The sequence below is a fragment of the Mesobacillus jeotgali genome (assembly GCF_014856545.2).
Lineage (GTDB): Bacteria > Bacillota > Bacilli > Bacillales > Cytobacillaceae > Mesobacillus.
In genome coordinates this window covers 3,671,246-3,689,662 of record NZ_CP109811.1, presented here as the reverse complement: position 1 = coordinate 3,689,662, position 18,417 = coordinate 3,671,246, and the positions used below count along the sequence as shown (strand labels likewise).

The following is an 18,417-nucleotide window of genomic DNA, read 5'->3' as shown; positions in this document are numbered from 1 at the left end:
TTGAAAAGAGAAATTGGCCGCTGAATTGAAAAAGTGCGACCAAAGAACCAAAATATATCTAATAACAGCCGTTTTTTTACCACGGATATATTGACCCAGGCACCTCCTCTAATTAATTCAACCACATTTTCGAATAATTCGACCACATTTGTGATTTATTCGACCACTTTTCTAATTAATTCGACCACTTTTCCGAATAATTCGACCACATTTTCGATTTATTCGACCAAATCCATAATTATTTCGACCAAATCCAAATAGATCGATTGTGATTACCTTTTGCGGTCATCCTCTGCTTTTTAAAAAACACAGAAAAAACCGGGCCATTGAATCTCCCGGTTTCCACTCTAAACAGTTTCAGATTTTTTATTTGACCTGATTGGATACAAGGCCTTCTCAACTGTCTGGGCATTCTTTTCAGTGATTTCCGGCTTTCGCGGAATTGGCGGATATAAATTTTCTGGATCGTCCCACTCCTTTGGCAATTCCACAGGTGCCTGATCCTTCCATTCCTCAATCCAATCCTGAGGCAAGCTGCCATAACAGTTTGAGTTTTCAATCATTTCAAGCCAGATCAGTGACCAGGCTCTTGGCACAACGCGCCAAATATCGTAGCCTCCGCCTCCTACAGCAATCCATTTTCCACCGCAATATTTATGGGCGACTTCATGCGCAAGCTTGGGGATTTCACGGTAAATTTTCATCGTAGCCGATAAATGAGTCAAAGGGTCAAGGTAATGCGCATCTGCACCATTCTGGGTGAGAATGACATCTGGTTTAAAAAACTCGGCCACTTCCATCAGAGCATGTCTATAGGCATCAAGCCAGGAGTCGTCTTCTGTGAAGGCATCGACAGGGATATTGAAGGAATATCCATAGCCCTTGCCCTGGCCGCGTTCATTCACATTTCCTGTACCCGGGAACAGGTAGCGTCCCGTTTCATGGATTGACAGAGTGCATACATCAGGATCATCGTAGAATGACCACTGTACGCCATCACCATGGTGGGCATCCGTATCGACATATAAGACGCGGGCATTGTATTTTTTCTGCAGGTACTTGATCGCCACAGAACTGTCGTTGTAAATACAGAAGCCGGATGCTTTTCCACGGAAGCCATGATGAAGGCCGCCACCGAGATTCAGTGCGTGGCTGGCTTTGCCGGTCATAACATAATCCACGGCTTTCAGGGTCCCCCCAACAAGCAGAGCGCTCGCTTCATGCATATTTTCAAAAATTGGTGTGTCTTCCGTTCCCAGTCCATATCCTTCCGCGGATTCACCCTTAAGCTTTCCCTGGCCAGCAAGCTTAACAGCGTTTACAAAATTGGGGTCATGAACGAGGTGAAGTTCCTCATCCGTTGCCATCCGGGGCGCAACTATATGCTCTTCATCAATTGCGCCAATCTTGCGCAGCAAATCCAGCGTAAGCTTCAACCTGATCTGGTTGAAAGGATGGTGGCTGCTGAAGCGATAGTTCAGCAGCTCCTCTGAAAAGACGAAGACAGAGCGATCACTCATGATGAAACACCCGGCAGGTTAGGCCAGAGTACGTGATGTCCGGCTTTTTTCAAGTCCTCGATCACTGCGATTGGGTTCATCGTCTGTATTCTTACAACGAGGATTTTATAACGTTCATCCTTTTGGTCAGGGTACACTAGCACGCTCTGAATATTGGCTTTCCTCATGCTGATAACAGATGCAATTTCACAAAGCATGCCCGCTTTGTTTGGTACTTTCACCTCAATTTGCGATCCTGGCTGATGAGCACCTGTAAGCTCAACAAGTGTATGGAGCAGGTCCGTTTCAGTGACGATACCTACCAGCTTTTTATCCTTGGTGATCGGCAGGCAGCTGATATTATGTTCATAAAAGATTGCAGAAATTTCCTCGACAAAATCGAGTGGATGTCCCGTGATCACATTCGTCGTCATAATCGATTTTACAGGGTTGTCAAGTTCGCCCTTATGCTCATCCCAATGAAAAACGGACGGAGCGGCATCTTTGATATCCCTGTCGGATACCAGGCCGATCACACCTTGGTCCTTATTCACGATTGGGATGTGGCGGATTTTTTTATCCGCCATCAGCTTGATTGCATCCGCAATTGTATTTTCAGGAAAAAGTGTCGTGACATCCCTTTTCATAATTTCCTCGACGATCATGGTTCCTTCCTCCTTGCATGATGAGGCTTCTTATTAATAAAGGCTGTTTTCGCATTGATTGTTGTCTTTCGTACATGATCTAAAATCGTGCTTAAAAGAGGTCGGGACTCTTTTCGAGGAGACCCCTGAATAAAGTTGAGAAGGCAACAAAGTTTACGAAAAGAGCTTTAATCATCAATACATAAAACGGTTCATAAACCGCAGCTGGTCAAATTTCTGGATCGATTCCGGCCCAATCCTCTTGCCGATTCGCGCCATCAAACAGTTTGCTGGATGGGAACTGATTTCCGGATCATCTGTCGCGTACCAGGTCAAACCGCCGGCATTCATCATTTTTTCCATGACTTTGCGGTATTCCCAAACATTCAAGCCGGTTCCTTTCAGGTCCCAATGCCAGTAGTATTCAGTCGTGATAATAATATAATCTTCCATGGCGTCATCCATCATGGAAACCATCAGCAAATTCTTGCCGACCCGGCTGCCGCGGAATTCAGGAATGACCTCTATTGCACCAAGTTCTATTAAATCTTCCATTTTTCCTTCAGACCATCTTTCAAGCGGGTCAGGATAGAGATAAGTAACATAGCCGACAATCATATGGCCTGAGCGGGCTACAATTATTCGTCCCTCCGGCAGACCGGCAATCTCAACCAATGCCTTGTGCTGCTGGGCAGGGGGACGAAAAGCCACTAAATCTTCATGGAATTCATAGCTTGCAAGTTTTTCCGGAGAAATCGGGCCTTCAATGATCAAACGGCCATGAGGAGTTTTTAATTCTTTTGCGTTATAAGTCTTTTTATGTTCCATTCAGTCACCACCCGTCAACAATTCAAACGATAATTCTATTATACATAAAATCTAACAAATAAAAGCGCTTTCACAAAATTTTCTGTTTTTAGTTTAAGACTTTTCTTAAGGAAATCGCACCTCACCAATAATGTTTTATATTCTATCAATATTTTAAAAATTGAGAAAATCGAATTTTTATACTATAATGGATTTTAAATATAAAGCCAAGGGGGATGGATATATGAAAGTGGAAGCGCTACCAGTTACACAAGGGGATCATAACCTGAAAAATTATCAAGAGCTTCATGGCCAGTTTGATTGGAGTGAAGCGGAGAAAGAGTTTTCCTGGTCCGAGACAGGCAGGGTCAATATGGCTTACGAGGCGATTGACCGCCATGCAGAAGGGTTCAGGAAAAATAAAATTGCGCTTTATTATCAGGATGGGGTGCGCAAGGAAAAATATACTTTTAAAGAAATGAAGGAGCTTTCAAATAAAGCTGGCAATGTCTTTAAAACTTATGGTGATGTAGAAAAAGGGGACCGCGTGTTTATCTTCATGCCTCGTTCTCCAGAACTGTATTTCGCAGTTCTCGGGGCGGTCAAGCTAGGCGCGATCGTTGGCCCGCTTTTCGAAGCATTCATGGAAGGTGCTGTCCGTGACAGACTGCAGGACAGCGGGGCAAAGGTATTGGTGACAACACCTGAGCTGCTTGAGCGTGTTCCTGTTGATGAACTTCCTGACCTGAAGCATATTCTTCTTGTCGGCGATAATATTGAAGAGAACGACAAGTACGTTGATTTCAAACAAAAGCTATCAGAAGCCAGCAAAAAGCTTGATATCGAGTGGGTTGACCGTACAGATGGCCTGATCCTGCATTATACTTCTGGTTCCACTGGAAAACCGAAAGGCGTACTCCATGTACATAATGCGATGATCCAGCATTATCAGACTGCTAAATGGGTACTTGACCTTAAAGAAGAAGATGTCTACTGGTGCACAGCGGATCCAGGCTGGGTAACAGGAACATCATACGGAATCTTCGGTCCATGGCTTGCAGGAACGTCGAATGTCATCATTGGCGGCCGTTTCAATCCAGAGACATGGTACAAGATGATCGAAGAGTACGGAGTGACAGTCTGGTACAGCGCGCCAACTGCCTTCAGGATGCTGATGGGTGCTGGAGATGAGGTAGTGAAGAAATTCGACCTCAGCTGTCTTCGCCATATCCTGAGCGTCGGCGAACCGTTGAACCCTGAGGTAGTTAGATGGGGAATGAAGGTGTTCAACCTGCGCATCCATGATACATGGTGGATGACGGAGACAGGGGCACAATTGATCTGTAACTACCCAAGCATGGAAATCAAGCCTGGATCAATGGGTAAGCCAATCCCAGGCGTAAAAGCTGCGATTGTCGATGATCAGGGAAATGAATTGCCGCCATACAGAATGGGCAATTTGGCGATCAAAAAGGGCTGGCCATCGATGATGCATACGATTTGGAACAATCCTCAGAAATATGAGTCTTACTTCATGCCTGGTGACTGGTATGTCTCAGGTGACTCAGCGTATATGGATGAAGATGGCTACTTCTGGTTCCAGGGACGAATTGATGATGTCATCATGACTTCCGGAGAGCGTGTTGGACCATTTGAGGTAGAAAGCAAGCTGGTTGAACACCCTGCAGTTGCTGAAGCGGGTGTCATTGGCAAGCCAGACCCAGTCCGAGGTGAAATCATCAAGGCGTTCATCGCATTGCGTGACGGTTATGAGCAGTCGGATGAATTGATCGAAGAGATTCGCCAATTCGTTAAAAAGGGCCTTGCTGCGCATGCTGCACCTAGAGAAATTGAATTCCGCGACAAGCTTCCTAAGACACGAAGCGGTAAAATCATGCGCCGTGTATTGAAAGCCTGGGAACTCGATCTCCCAACTGGCGATTTGTCCACAATGGAAGACTAATAGAATCATACAAAAGAGCGTGAAGTCTGACTTCACGCTCTTTTGTATTACTGTAAAAAAACACCGCATCCAACAAGATGCGGTGTTTCTGCTTAGATTCAATTGCTAGTTTCCGTTACCATTCCCATTGCCGTTACCATTTCCATCTCCGTCACCATCTCCGTCACCGTCTCCTGGAGGAGGTGGTGGCGGTGGCTTAGGTGGATCTTTCGGTTTAGGGTCGGTTGGTGGCGGATCTTTTGGTTCAGGATCATCCGGAGGATCCTTAGGCTCTGGCTTCTGTCCGATTTCAATGATATTGGATGGAGCGGATTCTTTACCGGCGATATCGACTGCCGTAACATAGAATGAACCGTCCCCTGCATTGAAAGCAAGTTCAGCTCCTGCCTTGATGCTGCCGACCTTTTTCTTGTTGTTATAGATCCGGTAGCCGACAATATCATTTTCTGGGTGCTTGCCCCAGGTAATCGTTTTTCCGGAAAGCTTGATACCCAAAGCTGCTGGCGTCTTTCCGTTTTCACTCAGCTTATCATCCGCAACGAGGATTTTATTCCAGGCATCATTTTTAGGGATGAGCTGCTGCGGGTCACTGATTTTATGCCCGATGATGCTTTCCATATATTCAGGATTCAATATTACTCCAGTATCCGTGAATTCAGCCGGAGTTGTATCAAGTGCTATATAGCGCTTATCGCCAACGGTAACGAATTTGTTTTCTACCAGGCTGTCATCTACCTTGATTGGTGCGTATTTCGCAATGAAGTAATCCGATTCAACAAGTCCTGCTTTAGAGCAAGCGCTTGATGGAAGCAAGCCGGATACAGCACAATAAGACCTCTTGACGATTCCGCCAGGCATCTTGAAGCGTTCTTCAGGATCGACTAGCTGAGGTGCGACATCATAGGCATCATTCATTAGGTCAGCCCAGATATATTGGGTCCGGACTCCATAAGATAGCCCTTTGTAGCTTCTCTCTAGTGATTTGTTATGGTCGTAACCGAGCCATACCCCGAAAGAAACATTAGGGTTGGTGGCTACAAACCATGAATCATAATAATCATGACCTGTACCTGTTTTCCCAGCCCAGTCAGAGCCAAATTTCAGCCTGCCTTTTAAAGCAGTTGCCGTTCCCCGATTGATAACGTCCCTCATCATATCAAGAGTCAAGTAAGAAGCTTGAGGACTAAACACATCTACAGGCTCAGCTTTATGCTGGAAAATGACATTTCCATTTTTATCGACAATTTTATCGATTAAATAGGCATCAACGAATTTCCCCATATTGCCGAAAGTTGCAAAGGCATTCGTATTTTCCTCAACAGTTACACCGCCATCTATTGATCCAATAGATGGTGCAAGTATTTCATAGTCGGTTTTGACAAGGGAAGAGAAGCCCATCTTATCTAAATAAGTAGCAGGCCTTTGTCCCAATACATTTTTGTATGCCAAAACAGCTGGAACATTATATGACTTGGTTAACGCATGCCTAACTGAGGTTAAGCCCCTGTACTGTTTATCATAGTTGGTCGGCCAAGGTGTTCCAGGCTTTGCTGGGTTTAAACGGACCTCTACGTCAGGCAAGACTGAACCTGGGTGCAATTTCCCCATGTCGATCGCTGGTGCATAGGCCAGTAATGGTTTCATTGTGGAACCATTCTGTCTTGGTGAATCGGTCGCGTGGTTTCTTTGCTGGATGTCAAAGTCACGTCCGCCAACAAAACTGATAATTTTTCCAGTTTTGTTTTCGATCAACACGGCCCCAATTTCAACCTGTTCATCAATGACAATGGTTTTGTTTGGATCATCCGGGTCAGGAACTTCCTGTGGTTTATTCCTGCCATAATAAGGGTACTTATTTGCTGTTTCCTGGTGTTTTTCATAAATCTCTTTATTGATGGTCGTATAAATCTTATAGCCATTCTGGCGGATGTCGCGGTCTGCAAGGGCCTGGTATTCTGCCATCAGTTTTTCATCTTTTTTCAGATCTTCAGGTTCATAGCCATCACGCTGAGCGAGAATCTCTGCCAAGATTTTAACGGATCGTTTCTCGATTTCAAAAGTAAGGAACGGATATTGCTCAACCGTATTATCACTTGGAACTTCTTTTACAAAGTCCTTGGTGATATCGTAATTGATTGCATCGTTGAACTCTTCATCGGAAATGAAACCAGCTCCATGCATCCTTGTGATGACTGTCTTGTATCTAGACAGGCCTGGCTCAAGACCGGCCGTATCCTTCAGTTTGCCGCGGTCGCTGCTGAATGGCGTGTAGCCGAATGGACTCTGCGGAAGTCCGGCGATAAATGCAGCCTGCGGCAATGTAAGATCCTTCGCTTCTTTTCCGAAGATGCCTTTTGCTGCAGCCTGGACACCGGCAATGTTGCTGCCGTTTGCGTTTCGTCCGAAGGTAGCGACATTTAGGTACGCTTCAAGGATTTCTTTTTTATCAAAGAATTTTTCGAGACGAAGGGCGAGCAGGATTTCTTTCGCTTTACGCTCGAAGGAAATTTCATTGGTCAAGATCTGGTTCTTGATGAGCTGCTGTGTCAGTGTACTTCCCCCGGAGGATGTTGCTGAATTTGTGACCTCCTGGAAAAGTGCGCGCATGATTGCTTTTGGAACGACGCCGTCATGCTCGTAAAAGTACTCATCTTCGGTTGCAACTACTGCATTTATCAAATGCTTCGACATATCGTCAAGTTTTACTTCCTCGCGGTAAAGGTCCGTTCGGAGCTTGCCAAGATAAACATCGTTATCAAAATATAAATCCGAGGTTTCTTCATAGTTGTATATATCTTTCCTCATATTTTCATAAGGTCGGATTTGTTCATCTTTGACAAGGGATGCGAAGTACCCGGCACCTGTGCCTGCGGCGAAGCCACCGCCGAGAACTAATACAATGATTAATAACAACAGCATGTTCCAGACAACCGAATAAGTAATCCGGGCTCCTTTTACGGTCTTTTTATTCGTAAAAAAAGCACCAAAGGATTTAAGCTTCTCTTTCCAAGCCTGTTTTCCTTCATGCATTCATATCATTCCCCCTAAAATCACATACATTATAGCATAAACAGGCTGTCGAATAGATGCTAATGTTAATTTTTCTGAAAATTAATGTCGAATTTGACAACAAGTATCGCTTTATGGTAAAAATGCTTTATTAACTTTATAGCAAAAAGCTGTGAAGGGAATGAGTAGTGCTTCTGTCAATGTTTCAGAAAGCCGGCGGCTGCTGTGAGCCGGTACAAACAGAAGGATGAATTACCTCCCTGAGCGCCGCAGTGAACTTAAGTAACATAGTAGCCGCGGACGGTCTAACCGTTATTTTATTGAGTGGAAGACATTTTTTTATTTTGTTTTCAAGCCGGGTGGTACCGCGCATACAGCGCCCCTGCATTTATTGCAGGGGCGTTTTTTGTTGTTAAAAATCCGGTTGCGAAATATATTTTTGAATGGAGGAAGAAGAAATGGAATTACTAAAAGATCTCGAATGGCGCGGGATTATTTACCAGCAGACAGATGAAGAGGGAATGAAGGATTTGCTTTCAAAGGAGAAAATCTCTCTTTACTGTGGTGTGGACCCAACCGCGGACAGCATGCATATCGGACACCTTCTTCCGTTCCTTACGCTGCGCCGTTTTCAAAATGCAGGGCATCGTCCGATTGTTCTTGTCGGAGGAGCGACCGGCTTGATTGGCGATCCAAGCGGCAAGAGTGAGGAGCGTAAACTGCAGACACTTGAACAAGTACAGGTAAATGTAGATGGAATCAGAAAGCAGCTGGAACAAATTTTCAGCGTAGAAGGTGAAAATGCAGCAATGATGGTAAACAACTACGACTGGGCCGGTTCCATGGATGTCGTAACATTCCTGCGTGACTTCGGAAAGCATGTTGGCGTCAATTACATGCTGGCAAAGGATACAATCGCTTCAAGGCTTGAAACAGGCATTTCATTTACCGAATTCACATACACCATCCTGCAGGCAATGGACTTCTACCACTTATATGAAAAACACGGCTGCAAAATGCAGATTGGCGGAAGCGACCAGTGGGGAAATATTACGACCGGTCTTGAGTTGATCCGCAAAATGTCTGATGAAGGCTCCAAGGCTTTCGGTCTGACAATCCCGCTTGTCACAAAGGCAGACGGTACAAAATTCGGAAAGTCAGAAAGCGGCGCTGTATGGCTTGATCCGGAAAAAACGTCACCATATGAGTTCTACCAGTTCTGGATTAACACAGCAGATGCCGATGTAGTGAAATACTTGAAATTCTTCACTTTCCTAGAAAAAGAAGAAATCGAAGCGCTGGAAAAGGCTGTTAAGGAAGAGCCGCATCTGCGCAAGGCACAAAAAGCCCTTGCTGAAGAAATGACACGCATGATCCACGGAGAAGAATCTTTACAGCAGGCAATCAGGATTTCAGCGGCCCTTTTCAGCGGTGACATTAAAAACCTGAGCGCTGACGAAATCAAGCAAGGCTTCAAGGACGTTCCTTCTTTTACAGTAGAAGGGGAAGAAGAACAAGGACTAGTCGATTTGCTCGTTGCAGCAAAAATCTCTCCTTCCAAGCGCCAGGCACGTGAAGATGTTTCAAACGGCGCTGTCTCTCTAAACGGAGAACGCGTCACTGATACTGCTTATGTACTAAGCGATGCAGACAAAATAGAAGACCAGTTCACGATTGTCCGACGCGGTAAAAAGAAATACTTTATGATTAAGTACTAGAGTTTGTTGCATCATATGAAAAAACAGCTCATTAGATGCAGAAAACAGCCATCTTGGATGAACCCAGGTGGCTGTTTTTAAGTTATTTTGGTTTATGTAATACTTTTAAACGCAAAAATGGAAGGTTTATTCGCAAAATTTATGACTTTATTCGCAAAAAAAGAAATTTATTCGCAAAAATCAATAGTTTATTCGCAAACGGTGAATTTTTACACTTTTTCTGCGCCAAAACAAAAACCCCAGCCAAATCGGCTGGGGTTCTTTAAGCACTCTATTAACGAGAGTAGAATTCAACGATAAGAGCTTCGTTGATTTCAGCTGGAAGTTCAGAACGCTCAGGCATGCGAGTGAAAGTTCCTTCTAGCTTGTCTGCGTCGAAAGTCAAGAAGTCAGGTACGAAGTTGTTTACTTCGATTGCTTCTTTAACTACATCAAGGTTGCGTGACTTTTCACGAAGTGTGATTGTCTGGCCAGGAGCTACGCGGTAAGATGGGATATCTACGCGTGCACCATCAACCATGATGTGACCGTGGTTTACTAACTGGCGAGCTGCACGACGAGTGCGAGCAAGACCAAGACGGTAAACAACGTTGTCAAGGCGTGCTTCAAGAAGAATCATGAAGTTTTCGCCGTGCTTACCAGGCATTTTGCCTGCTTTGTCGAACAAGTTACGGAACTGGCGCTCAGTAACTCCGTACATGTGGCGAAGCTTTTGCTTCTCTTGAAGTTGCAATCCGTATTCGGAAAGCTTTTTACGCTGGTTAGGACCATGAGGACCTGGTGCGTAAGGGCGTTTTTCTAATTCTTTACCTGTACCGCTTAGTGAAATTCCAAGACGGCGGGATAGTTTCCAGCTTGGGCCGGTATAACGAGCCATGAATGACTCCTCCTTAGTTTTTATTTTGTAAAATAAAAACAGATTGTGATTAAACATTTATGGGTATTTTGTTTTCATGTACCTTCGCCCTAGCAGCAGCGGGTTACGAGATACACCATCAAACATAGTTTGAGGAACAAAATACATACATAATGTAGACCACATAGGCTGCGATATTTTACACAAAGAGTATTATATAATTTATTATGTGTAGAAGTCAAGTCTATATTGAAATTTAAGCCTCTGATTATCTATCTTTTCCTCTGAAAAGTTTGTCTTTTATATCATACTATTTTACTAGGTCTATGGTATAATGAATAGTAATTGTTTTATTTTTCAAATATTTGGATATTACCTTGCCGCGTGATGAATCATTTTAGTTTATTCAGGCAGCTGCCTGTCAAAACAGCTACTTACAAATCGCTGTTAAGTGATTTTAAATCAGGTGATATATATGGAAGAATTATTAGAACGGGAAATTATATTAGAACTGAAAAGTAAATTTTTCGATTTGATCAGCACTGGCAGATTTTCTTTTTCTTCCTCAGAGGTTCTCTCGCAAATGACGGCTATTTTAAAAGAACTTCTGCAAGCCGATGTGGTCGACTTTTACAGCTGCCAGGAATGGAAAGAAGGGATGTTCCTGGAGGCCACAACCCGTCTATCGACTAATGAAGGTGGGTTGGAGACTTTTCCACATTGTCTGGTGAATGAGCTGGCAGCTAAACCTTATGCCTTCATTAAATATCCAGAATCCATGCCTCAGCATGAACTGTTGCTGGTTTTGAAAGATAATGAAAAACCAAAGGGTCTGTTTGGCTTCCAAATGGACAGCGACTTCCTAAACCGATTATCGGACTTCTTCTTCAATAAGCTATCTTATGAATGCAATGTGTTCATTGAGAGAGTGCGAAGCCTGGCGGAAACAATGGAAGAAGAAAAAAGGTACAAGCAATTATTCAGGGTTACGAAGAAATTCCATTCAACGATGGACATGGATGCCGTTCTTGGTGAAATCATTTCCACATTAAAGGAAGTATACCCTTCTTTCACCTATTACCTGCTGTTGTCCCATGATCATAAGGGATATGGGGGCTTACCGGTCAGAGACCTTGAATACGATAGCGATAACCTGACGGCGATGCAGTCGTATGTAAGCGGACAGATCCAGTTCGAGGACTCTGTCTCAGAAAAAAATTCAATCATGTACGCCCCTTTGAAAGGAAAACAGGGTGTTTACGGTGTCTTGCAGGTCATAGCCCCAAACTCACTGGTTTTCCCGCAAAATGAAGTAGAGTTCATCAAGCTTCTCGCCAATACTGCCGGGAGTGCACTGGAAAATGCCAAGCTTTATGAGCAATCCAGGAAATTGATTTCCGACTTGCAGCTGATCAATGAAACTTCACATCAGTTGAACACAAGTTTGCGCCTGACAGATACCATGAAATTTATCTGCGGGCAAATCATCAAGTCCTTTAATGCCCAGGAAGTCGGTTTCATTATGCTTGACGATGAACATGAAGATTACTCTGTCCTCCAGGGCAGCACAAGCTTTTTCTTTTCAAAGGAGGCTTCCAGCTACATATTGAGCGTTGCCCATCGAATCCGTCAGGATATGGAGCCATTGTTCCTGGGAGATATCTCTTCAGATCGTGAGGACGCTCCCTTGCATTTCCACTCGGTAATGGGTGTTCCGATGATCCAAAGCGGTGAATTAAAGGGATTTGCTCTTGTCATGCATGAAGAGCCTTATCACTTTGCGTTTGATACATTCAAGCTGCTCCAGTCTCTTATTCACCATTCAACTTTGGCTTTCACCAATTCGATGCTTCGAGAAGAGCTGGAGAAAATGGTTGTAACGGATCATTTGACGAAGCTGTATTCTCGAGGGTATTTAGATGAAAAAATGAATCTTTCCATGCTTGAAGACCAACAGGGAACCTTTATTTTGATTGATGTTGATAATTTTAAAAGTGTTAATGATCAATATGGCCACCAGGTTGGAGACGAAGTACTCATCCAGCTGGCTCGCCAGATCGCCCAAAATATCCGCGGAACAGACATAGGTGCAAGATGGGGCGGGGAGGAGCTGGCGATTTATTTGCCAGGTGCCCCTCTCGAGACTGGTGTCAAAATCGCGAATAGACTGGTAGATAAAGTTGAAAAAAATACGAACCCGAATGTCACTGTTTCATGCGGTGTCTCCACATGGATCAGGGGACAGGAGGACACGACCAAGACAGTTTTTAAAAGGGCCGACCAGGCTTTATATCTGGCAAAGGGGTCAGGTAAAAATAAAGTAGTCGTCCAGAATGAAGAACAATCTTGCTTTAGTGACAATGTGTAACTTCACTTTGAGAATTGTCCAGCTCAAGCGCCAAGCCCCTCGAGCGCTTCAAGCCGCCCTATGAAGTCAAAGAACGACTTCATAGGGCGGCTCTCCAGCGCTTGTCGGGGCTGACCAAGGCGCAAAAGCTTTTCTTGTCAGCACTCAGGAATGAGTGCTTTTTTCGTTTAATGAACCACAGGACTTTTTGTCGAGGTGTGAGAGAAATTACTTTCAATAAAGGGGTAAATGTCATATCCTGATAATGGGGGTAAATTGTAAGCGTTTACAGAACAAATAGGAGGAATCATAATGGGAGAGAAAAGATTCGAAACAGAAGTAATCCATTCCGGATATAAATCGGACGAATTCAGGGGAAGCCTTGCGCCTCCATTATTTCAGACTAGTACGTTCACTTTCGATACTGCTGAACAGGGAGAAAGGCGCTTTGCCGGGGAAGAGGAAGGATTCATCTATTCTCGTCTTGGAAACCCTACGGTTGCGATGCTTGAAGAAAGGATGGCGACGATTGAAAAAGGGGAGAAAGCCCTTGCGTTCGCTTCAGGGATGGCTGCTGTCTCTGCGATACTGGTAGCACTGACACGCACAGGTGACCATATTCTCTGCTCACAGGGAGTGTATGGGTGTACGTTTGGACTTCTGCAGCTCATGAAAGAAAAATATGAGATTAACCATGATTTTTCAATGATGTCGACAAGAGAAGAAGTATTGGCTGCCATTACCCCAGAGACAAGAGTCATCTATATCGAGACGCCGATTAATCCTACAATGAGACTCGTTGACCTGGAGGTGGTCGCGGACGTCGCCAGGGAAAAAGGAATTCCGGTAGTTGTTGATAATACATTCAGCTCACCTTATCTTCAGAATCCGATCGAGCTTGGCTGTGATTTCGTCATCCACAGCGCAACGAAATATATTTGCGGACATGGTGATGTTATAGCGGGTGTAGCAGTCGGCCCTAAGGATATTATGTCTAAAATCGCCATGACAACACAAAAGGACATTGGCGGCGTCATCTCGCCATTTGATGCATGGTTATTGCTTCGCGGGTTGAAAACACTGCCGGTCAGGATGGACCGCCATTGTGACAATGCCGAAAAATTGGCAGAGTATCTTTCAGGCCATCCTGCTGTTGAAGAGGTAATCTTCCCAGGCGACCCTAAGCATCCCGATTATGCCATTGCGAAAAAGCAAATGCGCAAGCCGGGCGGCCTTATTTCCTTCAATATAAAGGGAGGTCAAAAGGAAGCACAGGCATTTATCAACAAGTTAAAGCTAATTAAGATTGCGGTTAGCCTTGGAGATGCAGAAACATTGATCCAGCACCCGGCGACAATGACTCATGCCGTAGTGCCAAAAGAAGCAAGAGAAAAAATGGGTATTAAAGACAACATGCTCAGGCTTTCAGTCGGATTGGAAGCGTGGCAGGATATCAGAGATGATCTTGAAGCAGCATTCGAAGCTGTAAGGAAAGAAAGTACTATGGAGACTGGATCGATTTAAGAGATTCATTACAAAAACCCTCCCGTGAAATGGGAGGGTTTTTCAATATCAGCTTATATACTGTAACAGCATGTCAACGAATTCCTCGAGTTTTTGCTGGTCCAATTCATCAAAGCGATTTTTTTCCGGTGAATCAATATCAAGAACGCCGATGACTTGACCGTCTTTGATCATCGGAACGACGATTTCTGATTGGGAAGCGGCATCACATGCGATGTGGCCCGGGAAGGCATGGACATCTTCCACTCTTAATGTTTCCTGGGTGGATGCGGCTGTACCGCAAACTCCTTTGCCGAGCGGGATTCTCACACAGGCTGGAAGGCCCTGGAATGGTCCGAGGACAAGCTCTCCATCCTCCATCAGATAAAAGCCGACCCAGTTGACGCGATCGAGGAATTGGTTCAATAAAGCTGATGCATTGCTGAAATTCGCGATCGCATTCTTTTCATCCTCCACCAAGGCTTTGAGTTGCTTTATCAATAAATCGTAATTTTTTTCACGGCTGTCGCTGTATGTTTCGACTTTAAACACAGTTTTTCCCCCTCATTCTTGAAGTTTTAATCTACATTGTATCAAAAATCGGCGAAACAATGGAGACTTTGTCGAGCTTTTTATAAAGGAAATTTAAATGATTTCCAGAAAGGTAAACAGTAAGGTTAATTGCGGAAAGCGAGGGGCGGAGCAATGAGAAAAAATTCAAAAGCTGCGATTATTGATGCGGCCATCTACTTATTCAATACGAAGGGGTTCAATGGGACATCAGTAAGGGATATTGCAGCAAAGGCAGACGTAAATGCAGCGAATATCTCATACTACTTCCGGAATAAGAATGGACTCCTCGAAAATTGTTTTACCGTTTTTTTCGAAAGCTATATGGAAGAATTGGAAAAGGGCTTTTCGTTGCTGGAGTACGGTGCGGAATTGTGCCTGAACGCAATGGTTGACAATGTATTGAGATACCAATGCCAGAACATCCAATTGACAAGGTTCATTTTAAGAGAAATGACAATCGATTCTCAGGTTGTCAGGGAGATTATGTCCACCTATCATGTAAAAGAACGCTATATGTTTAAAAAGGTGCTTGAGGCTGGGATGGAGAATGGGGAATTCAAAAAGCATTCCGTCCAGTACAGCATTTTACAGTTAAAAGGTCTGCTGTCGATGCCGTTCCTGAACACCCATTATGTGACGGAGGTTCTGCATGTGCAGCCTCATGAAAAATACTTTGCTGACAAGTACAGCCATGAGATCTCACAATGGGTCAAAGGAACCCTTGGTACAGGCCATCAAGTGCATGAAAAAATGTTGATTAATATATAGGAAACCGGTCAAAATGCCGGTTTCCTTATTTTTGTTTTACAAGCATTCTGTCAAGTCCCTGTCCCAATTCCTTCGCCTGATGGGCATCAGATCCGTACACAAGCCTGATCCCGAGCTTTTTGGCTTCGCTGACTACCCAATCTGGCGGATAAGGCTCACGGCATAAAGGCTTTGCGGTACCCGCTCCGTTATAATCCAGCTCATATCCAAACTTCGATACGGTCTCCAGGATTTCAATGATTTCATCAGTACATTCCTGCGCAATTGGATATTTTAAGCGGAATTTATTCGCAAGGGTAATATGTCCGATTCGTTTAGGCTTATATGGCCCCAGATCAGCATGAATGGATTTTAAGACGGTCTGATAGTAGTGTCGATGAATCAGTTCGGCAGAACCATATTCTTTAACCATCTTCCCGAAGTTGTCCGGGCTGTAGTCAAGACAATCATATTCTCCTGCAGGATTTTTCAGAAAATGCACCGATAGAACGGCATCGTCTAGCCGCGGTCCGAATTTACTGAGGAAATTGGCCGTTTGAACCTCGTATCCTTCGATAAAATCAATCTCGAAACCAGTATTGATTTTTATTTTTCCGCGATATTTTCTCTTTGCTTCTTCGATACTTTGAAAATATGGTTCCAAATCCTCAAAACGCATTGCGCTGTCCTGCAAGGGTGTAGGATCTTTGAATCCTTCTGGTAAAGGGGCATGCTCGGCAAAGGTGATTTCCTTGCAGCCAAGCTCAAGTGCCCGCTGGACGTAGTCATCTAACGAATCTTTCGTGCCATGAGGGCAAAAAGATGTGTGAACGTGGCCATCCTTCATAATTTCTGACCTCCTAAAGTAATATTTAAGGCGAAATTTCAAGTTAAATCGGCTTATTTCGGATAATTTCAACAAAAAATATGAATTTAATAGTCAAAAAATGTCGTTTACATGGTAATATAAATACATTATACACTCATTTATAAATTCATTTTATATAGAAGGATTCAGAACTTGGAATTTGTGAGGCCAGGGGGATAACAATGGAGTACATAATTGGCGGAATTGCTTTATTAATAATTCTTTTTTTAAGCGGATATTTTATGAAACGTAAGTATTACAGCGAGGTCGACAGGTATGAATCATGGAAGATTGATATCATGAACCGTCCTGTACTCGATGAAATGTCAAAAGTAAAACAGTTGAACATGACTGGCCAGACAGAGGAGCTTTTTGAGCGCTGGCGCCAGGAGTGGGATGAACTTGTGACATCCAAGCTGCCGGGCATCGAGGATTATCTGTTTGATGCAGAAGAGTATATCGATAAGTATCGGTTCAAGAAGGCCAAGGAATCTCTGGCAGTCATTGACCGAAGGCTTACGGAGACAGAGGATAAGATTAAAAAGATCCTTGGCGAATTGAATGAACTTGTCGGAAGTGAAGAAAAAAACCGTGAGGAAATCGATGGACTGAAGGAGCAATACAGAGATAGCAAGAAAAACCTTCTTTCGCACCGTCACAGCTTCGGAAGCGCTGAGGCAAGTCTTGAGGCGATGCTTGAAAACATCCAGGTAAAATTCGTTGAGTTTGATGAGAAAACAGAGAATGGCAACTACCTTGAAGCAAGGGAAATCGTGCTGTCCATCCAGGCAATGCTTGAACAGGTATCCAGTAAAATGGAATCAATTCCCGCGCTGCTGCATGACTGCCAATCAGTCATACCTTCCCAGGTGAGCGACCTGAAGGACGGAGTCAGAGAGATGACTGCAAAAGGATATGTTCTTGACCATCTGAACGCTGATAAAGAAGTTGAGGAAATCAGCATAGAACTGACTGAATATATAGCTTCTCTGGAGAAAGGCGATGTCGAAGCCGCTGAACAGGGTATCCAGGGGTTGAAGGAACGTATAGAGAAGCTATTCGATCTCCTTGAAGAGGAAGTCATAGCTAAACAATACATCACGAAGACCGAACATGAAGCGAAGGAAATTCTCGTAAAAGCAATAACAGAAAGCAAGACGTTGAAAGAAGAGACAAAGCATATCCAGGAGAGCTACCACCTTAATGATAAAGAGCTCTCAGCACAAACGAATGTAGAACATCAGCTCAAAGGCCTGCTAAAGCGCTTTGAGCTGATCGATCACAGAATCACCGAAAACGATACAGCGCAAAGCCTGATTAAACAGGAGCTTGAGGAAGCGAAAGAGCTGCTCGATAATCTTGTCGAAGAGCAAAAAGTATTGATGGAGAAGTTGAGTGCCCTCCGGAAGGACGAAATGGCGGCAAGGGAGAAAGTCAGGGATCTGTCGAAAAAGATTTCTGATCTGATTCGCACCGTCTCGAAAAGCAATATGCCAGGTTTGTCACAGGAATATAAATATCTTCTTGAAGATGCCAATGAAAGCATCAAACAAGTCAATGAAAAGCTTGAGGAAAAGCCGCTTGATATTCCTGTTGTCCAACAATATCTTGAAATCTCAGTGCTCACAGTTGAAAAGCTGGAAGCATCGACTGAAGAAATCGTTGAGACTGTCATGCTGGCCGAGCGGGTCATCCAATATGGAAACAGATACCGAAGCCGATATCCTTCGGTTGACCGCGGACTTCGGGAAGCAGAAGAACATTTCCGCAATTACGATTATCGTGAAGCCCTTGAACAGGCCGCGACTTCAATTGAAGAAGTGGATCCTGGTGCCTTGAATAGAATTGAGCAAATGTTATCTGAAAAAGAGTGATGTAAACTT

Annotated in this window: 13 protein-coding genes and 1 other annotated feature; of the genes, 6 read left to right on the top strand and 7 right to left on the bottom strand. The window is 44.1% G+C overall.

Translation table 11 applies throughout. The annotated features are described in order from the left end of the window. Positions 1-347: 347 nt before the first annotated feature. The 3 genes from FOF60_RS18885 to FOF60_RS18875 all read right to left on the bottom strand — a co-directional run bounded on the left by FOF60_RS18885 (position 348) and on the right by FOF60_RS18875 (position 2,971). Positions 348-1,520 carry an acetoin utilization protein AcuC gene (locus FOF60_RS18885; protein WP_192472524.1) on the bottom strand — a complete coding sequence of 391 codons (1,173 nt, stop codon included), beginning with the start codon at positions 1,518-1,520 and terminating at the stop codon, positions 348-350. Further along, positions 1,517-2,164: an acetoin utilization AcuB family protein gene (locus FOF60_RS18880; RefSeq protein WP_192472525.1), complete on the bottom strand. Its 648-nt coding sequence runs from the start codon at positions 2,162-2,164 to the stop codon at positions 1,517-1,519. The genes FOF60_RS18885 and FOF60_RS18880 overlap by 4 nt, the downstream gene beginning before the upstream one ends. A gap of 174 nt (positions 2,165-2,338) precedes the next feature. After that, positions 2,339-2,971 carry a GNAT family N-acetyltransferase gene (locus FOF60_RS18875; RefSeq protein ID WP_192472526.1) on the bottom strand — a complete coding sequence of 211 codons (633 nt, stop codon included), beginning with the start codon at positions 2,969-2,971 and terminating at the stop codon, positions 2,339-2,341. 223 nt (positions 2,972-3,194) lie between these two features. Between FOF60_RS18875 and acsA the strand changes: the two genes are divergently transcribed. Beyond that, a complete protein-coding gene (gene acsA, locus FOF60_RS18870; RefSeq protein ID WP_192472527.1) occupies positions 3,195-4,913 on the top strand; it encodes an acetate--CoA ligase in 1,719 nt (572 codons plus the stop codon). A 105-nt stretch (positions 4,914-5,018) separates the two neighbouring features. On the opposite strand, the gene FOF60_RS18865 is transcribed toward acsA, so the two are convergent. Further along, positions 5,019-7,943 carry a transglycosylase domain-containing protein gene (locus FOF60_RS18865; RefSeq protein ID WP_192472528.1) on the bottom strand — a complete coding sequence of 975 codons (2,925 nt, stop codon included), beginning with the start codon at positions 7,941-7,943 and terminating at the stop codon, positions 5,019-5,021. Between the two features lie 142 nt (positions 7,944-8,085). Next, positions 8,086-8,309 (top strand) — a binding site (T-box leader). Between the two features lie 71 nt (positions 8,310-8,380). Between FOF60_RS18865 and tyrS the strand changes: the two genes are divergently transcribed. Next, complete coding sequence (tyrS, locus tag FOF60_RS18860; RefSeq protein ID WP_192472529.1) at positions 8,381-9,640, top strand: tyrosine--tRNA ligase; 1,260 nt, start codon at positions 8,381-8,383, stop codon at positions 9,638-9,640. 274 nt (positions 9,641-9,914) lie between these two features. Here the strand turns inward: tyrS and rpsD are convergent, their stop codons facing one another. Next, entirely contained in the window at positions 9,915-10,517 is a 603-nt protein-coding gene (gene rpsD / locus FOF60_RS18855; RefSeq protein WP_079510073.1) for a 30S ribosomal protein S4, read from the bottom strand. A 454-nt stretch (positions 10,518-10,971) separates the two neighbouring features. On the opposite strand from rpsD, the gene FOF60_RS18850 reads away from it, so the two are divergent. Continuing rightward, positions 10,972-12,864, top strand: a complete 1,893-nt coding sequence (locus FOF60_RS18850) for a sensor domain-containing diguanylate cyclase (RefSeq protein WP_192472530.1) — start codon at positions 10,972-10,974, stop codon at positions 12,862-12,864. Between the two features lie 291 nt (positions 12,865-13,155). After that, positions 13,156-14,367: a methionine gamma-lyase gene (gene megL, locus FOF60_RS18845; RefSeq protein ID WP_192472531.1), complete on the top strand. Its 1,212-nt coding sequence runs from the start codon at positions 13,156-13,158 to the stop codon at positions 14,365-14,367. Positions 14,368-14,415: 48 nt separating this feature from the next. Here the strand turns inward: megL and FOF60_RS18840 are convergent, their stop codons facing one another. Continuing rightward, on the bottom strand, positions 14,416-14,898 hold the full coding sequence (locus tag FOF60_RS18840) for a GAF domain-containing protein (RefSeq protein WP_192472532.1): 483 nt from the start codon (positions 14,896-14,898) through the stop codon (positions 14,416-14,418). Positions 14,899-15,051: 153 nt separating this feature from the next. Here FOF60_RS18840 and refZ point away from each other — a divergent pair, with 153 nt between their 5' ends. Beyond that, positions 15,052-15,687, top strand: coding sequence for a forespore capture DNA-binding protein RefZ (refZ, locus tag FOF60_RS18835; protein WP_192472533.1), 636 nt, complete (start codon positions 15,052-15,054; stop codon positions 15,685-15,687). 25 nt (positions 15,688-15,712) lie between these two features. Here refZ and hisJ read toward each other — a convergent pair whose 3' ends face one another. After that, positions 15,713-16,513, bottom strand: a complete 801-nt coding sequence (hisJ, locus tag FOF60_RS18830; protein WP_192472534.1) for a histidinol-phosphatase HisJ — start codon at positions 16,511-16,513, stop codon at positions 15,713-15,715. A 203-nt stretch (positions 16,514-16,716) separates the two neighbouring features. Between hisJ and ezrA the strand changes: the two genes are divergently transcribed. Further along, positions 16,717-18,408 (top strand): septation ring formation regulator EzrA, encoded by a 1,692-nt coding sequence (gene ezrA, locus FOF60_RS18825; RefSeq protein WP_192472535.1) that lies wholly within the window; start codon positions 16,717-16,719, stop codon positions 18,406-18,408. Positions 18,409-18,417 lie beyond the last annotated feature (9 nt).